This is a genomic window from Enterobacter sp. JJBC, assembly GCF_036936505.1.
Lineage (GTDB): Bacteria > Pseudomonadota > Gammaproteobacteria > Enterobacterales > Enterobacteriaceae > Enterobacter > Enterobacter hormaechei_C.
Map to the genome: position 1 here is coordinate 660,815 of NZ_CP136935.1, position 15,155 is coordinate 675,969.

General features: G+C 51.2%; 8 protein-coding genes. All 8 read right to left on the reverse strand.

Annotation, left to right across the window (positions count from 1 at the left end; translation table 11 throughout):
* Positions 1 to 31: 31 nt before the first annotated feature.
* Positions 32 to 3,103 carry a DEAD/DEAH box helicase family protein gene (locus tag RY075_RS03215; RefSeq protein WP_210870617.1) on the reverse strand — a complete coding sequence of 1,024 codons (3,072 nt, stop codon included), beginning with the start codon at positions 3,101 to 3,103 and terminating at the stop codon, positions 32 to 34.
* 11 nt (positions 3,104 to 3,114) lie between these two features.
* Positions 3,115 to 5,085, reverse strand: coding sequence for a site-specific DNA-methyltransferase (locus RY075_RS03220; protein ID WP_338628148.1), 1,971 nt, complete (start codon positions 5,083 to 5,085; stop codon positions 3,115 to 3,117).
* A gap of 75 nt (positions 5,086 to 5,160) precedes the next feature.
* Positions 5,161 to 7,863, reverse strand: a complete 2,703-nt coding sequence (locus RY075_RS03225) for an ATP-binding domain-containing protein (RefSeq protein WP_247609034.1) — start codon at positions 7,861 to 7,863, stop codon at positions 5,161 to 5,163.
* Complete coding sequence (locus RY075_RS03230) at positions 7,860 to 8,561, reverse strand: DUF4391 domain-containing protein (protein WP_210870609.1); 702 nt, start codon at positions 8,559 to 8,561, stop codon at positions 7,860 to 7,862. Before RY075_RS03230 ends, RY075_RS03225 begins: the two co-directional genes overlap by 4 nt.
* Positions 8,558 to 11,839, reverse strand: a complete 3,282-nt coding sequence (locus RY075_RS03235; protein ID WP_338628150.1) for a helicase-related protein — start codon at positions 11,837 to 11,839, stop codon at positions 8,558 to 8,560. The genes RY075_RS03230 and RY075_RS03235 overlap by 4 nt, the downstream gene beginning before the upstream one ends.
* Complete coding sequence (locus RY075_RS03240) at positions 11,839 to 12,744, reverse strand: WYL domain-containing protein (protein ID WP_338628151.1); 906 nt, start codon at positions 12,742 to 12,744, stop codon at positions 11,839 to 11,841. The genes RY075_RS03235 and RY075_RS03240 overlap by 1 nt, the downstream gene beginning before the upstream one ends.
* Positions 12,745 to 12,961: 217 nt before the next feature.
* Entirely contained in the window at positions 12,962 to 13,870 is a 909-nt protein-coding gene (locus RY075_RS03245; RefSeq protein ID WP_338628152.1) for a hypothetical protein, read from the reverse strand.
* 262 nt (positions 13,871 to 14,132) lie between these two features.
* Entirely contained in the window at positions 14,133 to 14,972 is an 840-nt protein-coding gene (locus RY075_RS03250; protein ID WP_210870598.1) for a hypothetical protein, read from the reverse strand.
* Positions 14,973 to 15,155 lie beyond the last annotated feature (183 nt).

The following is a 15,155-nucleotide window of genomic DNA, read 5'->3' on the forward strand; positions in this document are numbered from 1 at the left end:
CGACCTCTACAATGGTAGGCTGGGGTTAATCTTACTTCACCACTTCCATCAGCTTACCGAAGCTATCCACTACGTCATACTTCACATTTTCTGGAGCAAACTTCTTATTAATCTCATCAAAGAACTTACGGGCACATTTAATCTTGGTGGCTTCAACAGGCCGTAAATCCAGTGACGACATTGAGCCCTTGGTCTCAGCAACGAAATACACATGTTTGACTGAGCCTTCTTTGAAGGAAATGGCCCAGTCGGGGTTGTAATCACCGACTGGGGTTGGGATCAGAAAACCACGTGGCAACTTGGCATATACCACCACATCCTTGCTGGTATCCAACTCTTCGACGAACTTGCGCTCAATCGCAGAGTCGGTAAGCACGTAATCATAGATGTGATTTTGCAATTTATTCCCAGCCTTACTGAGATCCTGTTTGCTCTGACCCGTGGTAAAGATGTCCAAATCAAACTTGTCTTCTAGCGTGTCATAGGCCAGATGTTCAATAATGACATTGGCCTTTTGTTCGTTGACCAAGCGAATGGCTTCGGCAATGAAACTTTCCGGGTTGCTCTTGAATTGTGCGAAGATATCAGCATTAAGGCCTTTTAGAATTTCGGCAACGGTGCGTCTTGTAAGCAAAGTCCCCTCTGCTAACTTGCCAATCAGATCATACTGCACAGCGGAGTGGATGGAGGCGTTGTGCGATTCTGTTTCGGTAACTTTCAACTCGAAGGCATTACCCTTTTTGAGGTCATCGTAAGTTGCCGTATCAGCCTGCTCGCCACGGTGAATGGTGTATTGCAACGGCATCACTCGCAACCCAGCATTCTTGTCATTGAGCGCCTTGATCGCATTTTTCACTAGCTCAACATCATCAAACACCACGTTGTAAGTAGCCTTGCGATTGATTCGCCCCCACAGCGCCTTGAATTCCTTCTTTTCAAAGTTGGCGTTGGTCTGCAGTCTTTTGGGCTTGCGACCATCGTCTATCTGCATGAGTTGGTTTTCGCTAAATACGCTATCAATCAGCTGAAATATCTGCTCTGTATAGGGTTGCAGTTCATCCGGCAATGCCTCAAGCGTGCCGTCTTTCTTGTCTTGATGGTACTTCTCCGTGATATTGCGTTTTTTATCGACGTAGCCGTTCTGGATCAAATAAAACTCAATGTCCGTGGCCTGGTCGTCAGAGACCGTAACCGGGCCTTCGCTCGTATTCAGCATCTTGCCCGTGAAGTAGGCCTTGTCCGCCACACGAGGACGAGCTGACAAGGACTCGCTAATGTCCTTCTGCAAGGCTGTTACGAAGTCCTTGTAACTTTCGCTGGCCACAACTGTCAGTACGTTAATGTCATGAACAATGGACGGGTGATCCATGCGATCACCATTCTGATTGACGGACAAACGCAGGCCACGCCCGACCTCCTGGCGACGTGAAATGGTGTTATCACTATGCTTGAGCGTGCAGATAACAAACACGTTCGGGTTATCCCAACCCTCACGCAAGGCCGAGTGTGAGAATATAAAACGCACCGGCTCAGCGAGTGATAATAGCCGTTCCTTGTCTTTGAGGATCAGATCATAAGCATCTACGTCATCCGACAAGCCCGCATTTTCACCGCGCGCAGCGACCTTGGGATCAGTGAGGCGCTTGCTCTTTTTGTCGATGGAAAAGTAGCCGCTGTGCGTCTTATCGGCCGCAATGCGGCGTAGATATTTAGCATAAGGCGCATCCCCTTCCATAAACCCATTATCAAAGGCTTCTTGAAGATGCTTGGTGTACTCCTCTTCAAACATTTTCGCGTACTCGCCCTTTTCATCGGCAGCGGAGTAGTCCCGGTACCTGGCTACTTCGTCGATAAAGAACAACGAGAGAACCTTCACCCCTTTATCGAAGAGCTCCATCTCCTTATCAAAGTGGGCCCTGATCGTCTCACGGATCTGAATGCGGCGCAGCGCTATCTCGGAAACATCACCAGTCGCATCACCCACCATCAGCTCTACACCATTGGTAAAGCTCAAGGTGTCCGTATTGGCATTGATGTCCAATACCACAAACCCATCGCGGTATTGATCCAGCTCGTTCGATAGCACAAACAGATTGTCACCCTTGCCCAGTTTGCGAGTGACGCGCTTGATGTTTCCCCCGCTGAGTTTCTGTTCGAACTCCACAACCGCGACTGGCGGTTTTTTGTTTGAGATTTCGATGGCTTGTAAATAGAGATAGGCGTTGGTTCCCGCCTGTCCCTTCACCGAGATCCCGCGCACCTCAATCTTCTTCACCAGCTTCTGGTTGTAAGCATCAAGCGCATCCAGGCGGTGGATCTTGTTGTGTGTGGTCTTGTGGGTAGCGGAATAGCGCAACACCATCAACGGATTGAAATTAGCCAAGGAATCCAGCGTCTTGCCACCCTCCATCCGCTGCGGCTCATCGAGGATCAAGATGGGCCGGTTTGCGCTGATCACATCGATCGGGCGACGTGACTGAAAATCATCAAGCGCTTCATAGATGCGGCGGTTATCTTTGCCAGTGGCGTTAAACGCTTGTACGTTGATCACCATGACATTGATACCGGCATCTGAGGAGAAGCTCTCCAGATGGTGCAACTGCTTAGAGTTGTAAATAAAGAAACGCGCCTTCTTGTGGTAGGACTCTTGAAAGTGCTCGGCCGTGATTTCCAACGACTTGGCCACGCCCTCGCGGATGGCAATGCTCGGTACCACTATGACGAATTTGCTCCAGCCATACTGCTTGTTCAGCTCGAAGATCGTTTTGATATAGCAGTAGGTCTTGCCAGTGCCTGTCTCCATCTCGATATCGAGATTTAGCCTTGCGACCTTAGTCTTGATCAAGTCTTTCGACAACGGCAGGTTTTGCTGGCGCTGCGCCAGTTGGATGTTTTCCCGCAAGGTATCCTCACTGAGGGTTAGCTCAGCATTTTTAAAACCGGTATCTACCGCAAACAGATCGCCCATACCGTTTTTGGTATTACCAGGGTCAAGGCGATAGCTCATAGCTGCATTAGAGGCCGGTGGCTGCCCCTGAAAAATATCGACGACCGCCTGCACGGCAGCAGCCTGATAGGGCTGATGTTTGAATTTAAGCTTCATTGCACGTCCCCTTAGATACATTTCACTTCGGTGACGGGCGACGCGAGCTTGAAAAGCTGCTCGACGTTGATCTTAACCGCGCTGTTCTTGTATCCCGCGTCGCGGAACACCACGCGCAGCGACTGATATTTGACCAACTCCTTCACAAAGTCTTCGTCGATGCTGCCGCTGGCGTCGAAGCAGGCGACCAAGGCGTTGCTGTCCACGAAGAATACTTCTTTGCCCTGGATAACCTTCTTCTCGATGGGCAGGGCGAGGTCAACGCCCCAGTCCAGCATCACTTGGAACAGCAAGTCCTCGGGGGTCCGGTCTGGCTTGATGTTATCCAAGGCGTCAAGCAAATTTGCTTGAGTGACAGCATCAGGCGTGTAGAAGACCTCGGCCATGTTGGACGTATCGATCTTCAATACGCGGAACCCGGTGTCTATATTTCCATTGGCAAATTCAGAGACGATTTTCCGACCCGCGCGGCGGATGCGCTCCCGACTCACATCTGCAATGGTTGTGTAGCCAGCCTTGTAAGCATCTGATTTATCATCAATTTCCTCTGGAAGTTGAATCATGACGAATCTTCGAGACGAACCATCTACGCTATTTGCTGCAATAGTTGCATGTGCGGTAGTCGCCGATCCTGCAAAAAAATCCATCACTATATCGTCGCCTGCCGTGGTCATTTCCACTAGTGCCTGAATGATCGTTTCATCCTTCGGAAAATCAAAAACATGTGCTTCCATCAACGCATCAAGTCGAATTGATGCACCACGCCCATCTTGATAGAAAACGCTGTAAGCAGCTTCTTTGTTTGCCTCGTGAAGATATACCTTTAATGTTGGCCGCGTCTTTTCGTCTGCACCAAATCGAATACGCTCATCTGCAAGCAACTCCTTCATGCGCTCCGGGGCAAATGACCAGCCATTAGGATGCATATTCACTGGCTTCCCAGTTATTGGATGCAAAATTTCATAGCGCGAGCGCGATGTGGGCTGTGGTTTGCGAAGATCACTTGCAAAATAGATACCTCGCTTGTCAACGTATTGATAGTGTTTATGCCGCTTACTTGGATCGCTATCGGAGAGACTGCTATACCATTTTCGCAAGCCAACTTCGACAGCCGCATCGTCACCACCAAACTTACGGCGCAACTCCGAATAGGTTTTCTCAATTTCGGTGAGACCCTTTTTCAGAATTTGCCACGAGGCTCCTCGCTCTTTAAGAGCATTCATACTACGCGCAAAGCAAATGATGTATTCATGTGACGCCGATATAAAGCGCGAGTCATTCTTTCGTCCAGCAGCCCAAACCATCGTACCTACAAAATTCTCTGCACCGAAAACTTCACTGGCTATACTTTTTAAGTTCTCAAATTCAGCATCATTGATCGAGATAAAGATGGCACCATCTTCTTTTAATAACCCCCTGGCAAGACGAAGCCGTGAATAAATCATTGAGAGCCAATCGGAATGAAAGCGACCATTCGATACTGTGTTAGCCACCAACCTATTTCCGTCTTCATCTACTTGATTTGAACGACGCAAGTATTCGTCTGTATCTTCGGCAAAGTCATCCTCGTAAATGAAGTCATTCCCGGTGTTGTACGGCGGATCAATGTAGATCAGCTTCACCTTGCCCAGATACGTCTCCTGCAAGAGCTTCAGAGCATCAAGGTTGTCCCCCTCGATGAAAAGGTTCTTCGTCGTATCGAAGTCCACGCTTTCTTCGCGGCAAGGCCGCAAGGTCTTGGCAATCGGCGCGTTGGCCGTAAGCAAGGCTTCACGCTTGCCCGGCCAGTTCAGGTGGTAGCGTTCCTGTGGACCTTCCACAATTGACTCGGCCAACTCTTGTCGCAACTGGTCGAAATCCACTGCCAACTTCACGCTGCCGTCCTCGCCCTTGGCTTCGGTGATGCAGCCTGGAAACAGATCGCGAATGCGGGCGATATTCTCCTGCGTGAGATTGGGTGAATGCATTTTTAGCTTTTCCATGTTCTTTTCCTCTTGTCGCCATGCTTTTTATGGAAAAAGCATGGCGGCTCACAATTCAAATTCTTATTGGTATGTTCAGTCGCCTTGTTGCCAGTCCTGGCAAAAGTGCGGGCGCAGACTTTCGATGGCGGATGGCAAGCTCCCCTGGCAGGTCACGCCCAGGTAGGTGGCCGCGCGGGTGGTGCCGACGTATAGGTATTTGTCGAACAGCGCCGGGTGCAGCGTGGCGAGCTGGTCAATGCTGACAAAGAATACCGCCTCGAACTCAAGGCCTTTAATGTGCTGGATGTCGAACACGCGCACGTTGCTTTCCTGCCCCACAGCCTGGCCCTCTCGGCAAGCGATGACCTGGATATTGTGCTCGGCTAGGGTGATGTTCAGCGCGTCGGCCACCGGAGCAACGTCGTCCTCGGTGTTCACAAAAATAGCGGTGGATGGCAACTGACCGACAAAGCGCTCAATCTCGCGAATGCGATCCGCCAGCCAACCGACAATGGTTTCTGCGTTGGTCGCGTGCTCCAGCAAGGCAGGTGCAACACCAATGCTGTCCATATACGCAGGCAAGCTGGCGTTTTGCTCGGTGCCACCGACAGCGCGGATCATGGCGCGAGCCAGATCGTTCAGTTGCTTACTCTGCCGATAGGAGACAGTAATCTCCTTGATATCAAAATCCTCAAAGATCCACTTCAAGTCGTCGACAGAGCGTGTGCCCCAGGCGGTCAGGCGCTGATTAAAGTCACCACAGGCAAAGAATGAGCGCAGTCGTGGATGCGCAAGCGCCGCCATACTCGCGAGCTGAATAGGTGAGAAGTCAGTGGCTTCATCCACCAGGAGCTGGTTGCAGTAATGCCCCAGTATGGGCTGAAGTGATGACCAAGCGGGACTATCAATGTCGCGCTGGACGTTGGGCCGACTGAGCAGGTTGCCTGCGGCGCGCAAGATCGCGAGCAGTACGATGTCCAACTCCAGTGGATGGATGTCGCGCGCCTCAAAGCCTTCGTGGCTATACCAGGCATTTGCCGGTTGGCGTTCACGCCTGAATGCACGGTAGCGCTTCGGGATGCCGTCTAGGTAGCGCTTGACCGGATTAACGAAGCGGCGTGCACTGGCCTGCACCAGAAGGCTTGCGCCCACTTCAGCGCGATCCGCTTCTGTCAGCCCACGCTCTCCCAACCACTCGATGATTTTGCCATTGCGAGAGGCTTTGCTGACAGTGCGCTTGGATGCTGCTGCCCGGGCTTGGGCGCGTACCGCTTGCATGTAGGCATTGAGCGCGGCGGCACGGCCTGTACGGGGTGCGGTGGCGTCTTCTTCTTCATCGGTATCCGGGTCGTCCTGGTCGTCTACATCAGCCGCTTGCGCCTGTTGCAGGCTGTCGATCACGTGGGCCAACTCATCCAGAAAACCTCGGTTGCGGTTGAGTTGCAGGTTGAGTGCGGCTTTGATCTTGATGTCCGAGCCTTCCTTCAGGTTGCTGACGAGTACCTGCACTTTGGCTATCTCCACCGCCAGCGAACCAAACATTGTCGCCAGTGCGCCATCGGCCGCCCGAGACAAGATGTTTTGCAAGCGTGTGCTGAGACTTAGGACTTCGGGAGTTTTGGCATCGTGGAGTTGGGTTGCGGCTTCACGCAGCTCCTGCACATAGGCCTTCTGCTGGTATTCGTTGAAATCGTCAAACCATTGAATGGGACGCTCTAGTGCGGCATTGGTCAGGTTGGTCAGTCCGTCTTTCAGTACGAAGGTACCTCCACCTGAAGCCGTTCTGAGGACGCCGAATGCGTTTCGGGCCAGCTCGCGTCGATAGTCTTGCCACGTTCTGATGCGCTGATCCGAGGCGGGAACACCTTCACGCGCGAAAGCCTCCTTGAGATACTGCTTGAGCAATTCCGTGGGCGTAAACATCAGCCAGCTGTTGGCGTGCGCAATGCCTTGGGCTGAAGCGATTGTTTCAACCAGACGTTGTTCACCTTCATCCAGGTAGGCGGTGTCGAGTTTTTGGCCGAGGCGGCGGATCAGGGTGGTCGTCTTGCCTGTACCTGGCGGGCCCAAGATCAAAAGACGATTGTCGATAGGGCGACGGAAAATCTCATCTTGATATTGATCGAGGATAGGCTGATCACGCAGTCCCATCTTGGTGATGACGCTGCGGCGAACACCGTCGATGATGTTGGCCTTGACTGACTCCTCGGCCAGCAATTGGCCAAGAATGTCTTCGGTGACTTCTTCTCCCGCAACCTCGGTCAGCAGCGCACGCAGCGACTCGATAGTGAACGGCCCAAAATGCTCGGCTTCAACTACGGTGTCGCGTGAATCCCACCCACCGGCAAGCGCATTGGGCCGAAGCTGGGCTCGCTCAAGAACCTCAACGACGGTTCCATTGGGAAGCGTGAACTCTGTGCCTATTGCCAACGAGGCCAAGCGTCCAACCGGTGCGCGGTAGCTGGCCAAATTGGGGAAGCCCGATACCGGCGTCGTGCGGCAGATGTAGTAGGTTTTCTCTTCACCCTCTTCATCGACCACCACAACACGAGCGATGGCAGGCTCCGCCACTAGTACCTGATAGCTTTCACGGTTCTCCTGACCGATCTTATCCAGCCTTTGTATGGCTGAACTGGACGTCATTGTGTTGATGTTTGCCAGCGCATCGGAACCAGGTGTCCGCCCATCGTACAGTTTACCTTTGGCGGTTTCAGCGATGCTTTCGAGTTGCGCCAACGCTTCATCAGCGAATTGCTCAATGTGTTTCCTTGACTCTTCATTCAGGCTTTGCGTCATGCACTCTCTCTCCCAGTCAATTCTTCAAGTTCATTTTTGAGCCGCCGCAAGTGCGCGTTGATCTCTACTTTGCGGTTGAATTGTTTTTCTTTGGCAAGTCTGCTGGCAGCTTTCTCAACCTCACGCTGCTTGGCTGCAACCAGTTCCACACGTGAAACCAAGTCAGCGAGAGTTTCTTGTGGGCGCGCAGGCATGGGGATCAGACGGTGAAGCACCTGCTCATACAAGCTGCCCAGGTCGAGTGCTAAGGGCATGGCGGCGCGCTCATAGTCACTCGACAACCAGGCTGTGGCAAAGTAGTCACTCAAGACCCAACGACTGGCGTCTGACTCATTGGGGCGTTTGTATGCAGCGATCACCTTTGTTCGCTCATCAAAGCTCAGCTCGAAGATGACGGGAAACTGCACCGCGCCATCGATGCAACGCAAAACGTCCATATTCAGCTCCAATGTCTTGAGCTGAATTGAGAAAATCTGAAGCTCTGGTACTCCCGGCCTGGCGGGCAGGTTGATCGTTTCTGGGGCCAACTTGTATTGCCAGACGATTTGCTCCACCTGCTCGACGAACAAGTCCTTCAGCCTTGTATTAGCGCCGCTGTGTTCGTAGATCTTATTCTTTGGCAGGATACGACCAAAGACAGCCTGCTTCGGATAGTTAATGAACGCGGTATTCGACTCAAATCGCGCAGACTGACTCATCCGGCCTCCTGAATCACGAGGAAGGTAATCAGTTCGAAGTCGTCCAGTCCGACGATAGTATTGACCAACGCGGTGGTCTTTCCGCTGCAGAAGAGGCTGTCCAGATCCTTCTCTTCCTTCACCTCGATCATTGAGCGGATGGCCTTGCCAAGCAGGTCCGAATACATCTGCATCTTGCGGCCATCGGCCGTTTCCTTATTGAACAAGAGACAGGCATCTGTAATAGGCTGGGCTTGTCCCTTACAGCAGGTGCGAACCAGATCCAGCAAACGTTTGACTTCGGTGTGATCGTGAATGACTTCCCCCTCGCGATTAATGTAGACGAGGTAATAAGGGTGCAGGCGGTTGTGCTGACTGACGTTGACGCTTGGATTCCGGTTGCGTAGCGTGAAGATCACACCCGGGCGTAGGCCCATCTCCGGCTTGGCTGGCACTACGGCGTGCATCCCGCTTGGCACGTTGCTCAATTCGCCATTGACCTTCACATAGTTGAGCAAATCCATTCGGAAGTCATTGAGCCCGAGATCAGTAATCGACACTCCGGTTTTCAGGTCTTCCAGCTCAATCACTTCCTCTTGCAAACGTCGCAATTGCTCTTTGCGATAAGACACATCGTTGGCTTGGGCGCTCAGCACATTGTCATCACCGGTGGCTGTAACATCGGCAATCATCATTCGGCTCTCAACCCGTTCCTTCAGGTTGATGTATTCGTCGAGAGAGATGTCTGGCCAGTAGTTAACCAGTTGGATGCAGCTGTTGGGTGAGCCGATGCGATCCACACGGCCGAAGCGCTGGATGATGCGCACGGGGTTCCAGTGGATATCGTAGTTGATGAGATAGTCGCAGTCCTGCAGGTTCTGGCCTTCAGAGATACAATCGGTGCCGATCAACACATCTATCTCTGCCTCCTCATTTGGCAGCACGATGGCTTTCTCCTTCGAGTGTGGCGAGAAGAGGGTGAGCAGTTCCTGGAAGTCATAGCTCTTCTTGAGCGTGCTCTTCGGTACCCCTTTGCCGGTGACTTTTGCACTGTGCAAGGTCTGTGTAGCCAGCAATTCCGGAGCCAAATTGGCATACAGATAGTCAGCGGTGTCGGCGAAGGCGGTGAAGATCAGAACCTTCTTGTTGCCGGGATTCAGCGGTGCGGCGATCTTCTCCAGAACCAGTGTCTTGAGATGCTGCAGTTTGGCATCATCGGCAGCCGTGATCTTGTTCATCGACGTCAGCAAGGCATCAATGATTTCCAGATCGACCTTCAGCTCGTGCTCCCATGAAGGTAAGTCCATATCGGCGAGGCTGATCTTGACCTTGCCGCCAATCTCGCTGTCGCCAATGTCAGGCAAGTCGTCGTCCGCATCGAGGTTTTCTAACTGGTCGGTCAGGTCATTTATTCTGCTGTCAATGCCACCGAGGCCGCCAGTCTGATTGAAAATGCTGATCTTGCCTAGCGTATTCGTGTGGTTCGCGCGCAGGGACTGGAGCGTCAAGCGGAAGGACTCAATCGAGCTTTCCAAGCGCTTGAGCAGGTTGGTCGTCATCAATGCCTGCAGGCTCTTTTCGCGGTCGACTTGCTTAAGCTTGCCTTTGCCTGCGACCTGAGTGTCATACATCTCCTCGTATTTCTTGAGCCGACTGGGCAGGATGTAGCTGATCGGAGCGTAAACGGCAAGCTTGAGCAAAGACAGCTGCTCGAAGATCTCGTTGAAGCTCATCACATCCGTTCGCGGCGTGAGCGGAGAGTGGAACGACAAAGGCTTGCGGCGCTCGGGGAATTGGCCGATTTCCGTGGTATCGTAGAAGGTCTGGATATGCTTGCGCGAGCGTGCGATGGTGACACTGTCGAGCAATTCGAAGAAGTCGAAGTCTAACGAATCCAGGATGGCCCGCGCTGTGCGCTCTTCCGGTGGAAGCTTTGCCCATGCATTGAAGCTGGCCTGCGCACCACGGAAAATGTCCTCTACCGTCTTGCTGGTACGCAGCTTCTTGCTGAGGTTTTCGGAATCGCCTTCGTAGGCCAGTGCCAGTTGGTTGCGCAGGTCATTGAAGCGGTTGTTCACCGGGGTGGCCGAAAGCATCAGCACCTTGGTTTTCACCCCCTCCTTGATAACCTTGTTCATCAGCTTCTGGTAGCGGGTTTCCTTGTCCTTATAGGCGTCATTGTTGCGGAAGTTGTGCGACTCGTCGATGACGACGAGGTCGTAGTTGCCCCAGTTAATGCGATTCAGCGGTGTGCCGAACGACTCACCGCTCGTACGGCTGAGGTCGGTATGACAAAGCACGTCGTAGTTGAACCGGTCGCGAGCAAAGATGTTGGTCTTGAGGTTACGGCTGTAGTTCAGCCAGTTGTCCGCCAGCTTCTTGGGGCATAACACCAGAACTGACTTGTTGCGTAGTTCGTAATATTTTATCACGGCCAGCGCGGTGAAAGTCTTGCCCAGGCCCACGCTGTCGGCCAGGATGCAGCCGCTGTAGCTCTCAAGTTTGTTGATGATCCCGGTGGCAGCATCTTTCTGGTAATTAAAGAGTTTGTTCCAAATGAGCGTGTCTTGATAGCCCGTGCGGTCGTTCGGCAGGACATCCTCGTTGATGTCGTCCAGAAACTCATTGAAGATATTGTAGAGCATCAGGAAGTAGATGCTCTCAGGCGAGTTTTCTTGGTAGACGGATGCAATGTGGTCGCAGATCTGCGCCGTTACATCCTCCAGCTTCTCGGGGTCTTGCCAGATCTGGTTAAACAGACTGAGGTAGGTCGCCGTAAATGTCGGCTCGTCCATCTTGTTGACGAAGTTGGAGACAGCGTTGCCCTGCTGGTAGCCAAGATCGACGGCGGTAAAGCCGTGCAGTGGCATGTAGGCAGTATCTGCAGCAGCAGCAGCCTGAATGCAAGTAAACTGCTGCATCGGTGCCTTGCTGCGATTGGACTTGAATGTTGCCTTGCGCCGCATCCAGTCCGCGCACTCTTTTGCAATTGCGCGCTGGGTCAGTTTGTTACGCAGCTGAATTTCGAACTCACTCCCGTACAAGCTTCGTTCGCGGTCAGCCTTCGGTATGTGGAATTCTCTGCGTTCCTTGCGAATCTTGTCGGTAACCTCGTTAGCGGTAAACGTCGGCGAGGTAAAGATGAATTGCAGTTCGTCGATTTTTTCCAGTTCTGCTTTGAGCGCTTCGAACGCGTACATCGAAAAGCAGGAGGCGGCGATCTTCAGGCGAGCACCAGGTTTGAGCGTCTGCTTTAGGTCGTCTCCGAGCAGACGGTTGATATTGTCGATCAGTTCCATTAATAGTCAGCCTTCTTAGTGGCGCTATAGCCTGGTGCCAGTAAGGCATTTTTTACGCCGTAAATTGCGAGATGATCTTTGAGCCATAACCGGTACTCCGGTCCGCGAAGGCAATGATCGGGTGAGCAGTCTACCCGCCAGCGCTGCAACATATAGCCCACCACCGCAGCGCGAACTCGCATTCTGATCGAACCATCTGTCATCCCGTAGTCCATCTTGATAATATCGGGCCGATCAACGTTCGGGTGCGGCACGAAATCCAGCTCGACGATGCGCGTCCATTGGATGTCGTTATCCTGTCGTTCGTTGGCCTGTGGCTCCTCGTCGAGCAATGTTGGTGCTTCGATGCGGGTGACGACGAAATCCCGAAACTCTCTACTCTTGCGATCAAAGGCCCGGACGTGCCAGCGTAGGCCGGTATCAACCAAGGCAAAGGGCACAATTACCCGCTCGGACTCGCCGCCGCTCATCGAGTGGTAGCGGATGGCGACAGGTCGCTTGGAGTGGATGGCTCGGCAAATCGCTGCTAACACATCCATCTTGGGGATGCACAGGGCTGCGGGGGATTCACATGGTAGCAGCGCCTGCATTGAGCCGTTCACGCCATCGCCAAAGCCGAAAGCCAGCGCCGACAGAACACGCTGCGATGCGTGTTTGAACAACGGGGAAAACGCCTGCCCGATGCGATAGATCTTGTTGCTACCATCGAAGGTGATGTTATGCGGCACGATTTCCCGGTACAAAGCCAAATCGCGTGTCGCCCCTGCTGGAGCCACGCCGAAGCGCTCAATCAGATCTGGGCGACCGATCTCACCGAAGAAATAGAGCCGAAAATCGATGTAGGCCAGCCGCTCTCGCTGGGCCACACTCAAGTCTTCAAGCCGCTTAGAAGGGGAGCTAGGCATGAATCATCACTATATGGGAAAATGAAAATTGAATACGGTAATCCATAAAGTGCCATGGTTGTAATCAAATTGATGATAATCATGCATTAATACTTATGTAACAGCAAGAAATGATGTCTCAAAAGTAGACAGTCATCGTATTGGCTGTGTTTCTATACTTGTAAAAGCTCAAGTAATCCGCTGAGAGCCTCTGTATGGGAAGCTTTTTCCACCAAAGTTAAGTAAAATGCCCAACGATCGCACAAATTAATCGATAATCAGTGACGTAGAACATCTCCGGGTTATCAGCACTTTGCTCACCGATAAAGAAGACATTGGCCTTATCTTTCAATCTTTTTGCTTTAGCTTCCTGTGCCTCTGTCCGAGCAATTTCCAACTCTTTGCGCACCACTGTACGCTTGGCTTTTGACCACCCAGCCCATTTTATGTGGATCTGGTAACTTCGGGATGATTTACGTTTTCCGGATTCATCTTCCGTCCACTCGCCAGACAACGGGATGATGAGTTTTTCATCATCTTCAATAAATTTATTCCAGAGTAGTTCAGCATAAAAGATCTTTGGCTCCGGGTAGGGCTGAATTTTACTTTGGAGCTTTTTAAACACCTCTGAGTAAGTTCGCCCCTTAATACCAGGGACGTTTAGCGACATTCCTCGATCATATGGGAAGCTGAGGAACGCACGGCAAATATTGCGGATAGTATGCACTTGACGCCGGGATTGTCGTTCGGGTGAATGACCTTCACCAGACCCTGAGGATGCTGAACTCGTCGAACTGGACTTGATTTCATCACCTGCAATGCCTGGCTCAACAACCGGGCGTTGTTCAATCAACTTTAATCCCGAAGGGATTAAACCTGGAGCACTGTCCAGTATGTTGCGGACACTCTCCTTTTGGCCCTGTCGAATTACTATGCTTTCGGCATCAGCATCACATTCAGGCTGATGATGGATATGGCGTTTCTTTTTAAAATAAGCTCTGACTTTTTTATCTTTTTCCCATGCAGCAGGATACATGGTTATACCACATCCCCAGCACACATAACCTTCAGTATCAACGCTATCCAGCAACCAGAGGTCCTCCGCTTCCACGATCTCTCCGGTGCGTTTATCACGAGCAGATTCCATCACTTAGTCCTTATGTAGAACAAAGAATACAGGTTTTCTTTCGCTGCGATCTGACCAGTCCAGCTTGGCGTGCGATCACTGCACTTCATCAATTTTACTTTCGAGTACACTGCGCCCAGAGTTCGTCTGAGCTTACGTGCTGTTTCCAGTTTCCTCGCTTTTTCATGCTCAATAGATCCCCGTGTGTAACATTAAGGATAGAAAGGCTATAGCAGAGCGGCCCGACCTGATTCCGTTATGCTTGAGGTGAATGTAACCACATTTATTTTTTCACCAGTCTCTTTATCAGCATTTTAAATTCGGGATCTTTGGCATCATACCAATTTTTAATTGAGCCAGAAAAATCTTCTCGCCCGGATTTTATTGTTTTATTGAATTCAATTAGCTTATCGTTCAGCCTGTTCTGAACCTCTGTATCTGTACTGAACATCTCACCACCAGAACAAGCGTACCAATCTTCAAGTTGATCAACAGCTTTCATCTTAAATATACCTAGGTCCCTGTCTTTCCTCTCAAATTTCTCATACAGCTCACTTTTATAAAGCATTGCTGCAGCCCAGCCCCGAAACTCCCCCTGATGTTCAAGCGCTTCAGCAAGAGCGTTTTGATATTGATCAAGAATACTCTCATCTCTCAGATATCGGTAAGCAATAAGGAAGAGATAACAGGAGACCTCAAATGCATCCGCTGGTTGATATCTCTTTCTATCCTTAATGTGATCCAACCCTTCTGATATTTGCTCGAGCGTTATAATCTCTTCCAACAGATAGGAAAAAAAATCATTCGCATCCCATTGGCTTTCAATCGTTATCCGTTGCAATGGAGTAATGCTGGTTGATGTTTTACTCCGGGATCTGATTTCGAGCAAAAAATATCGCCAGACGTAATACTGCTCATACAGCCGGGCAATAAATCGTTTTTCATGGCGACAGAAATTTTTCCATTCTTCTTTCAAAAAACCGCCATTCAGAATGAGGGTCAATAAGCCAGGTTCCGTAGCAAATTCCCGAATATAAAAATCCGTTGGGGAAGCAGTGCCCTGTGCCTCCAGTTCGCTAATATATTTCCTGACTGACAGTAAATTTTCCTTATCAAACATCATGATGCTCTCTTGCCCAGGTTGGTTTTTACCCTGATTATATCCAGAACAAAGTGAGGGTACAGCTGGTTTAGGTATAGAAAATCCTGCTCGTTAGGCAGAAATGCGGTATGCGGTAAAAACGAGAAAATAAAGTTGCTCTTGGTCTGTAGACCGCAAAAGTCCTGCCCCTGTAGATTTGCCCCA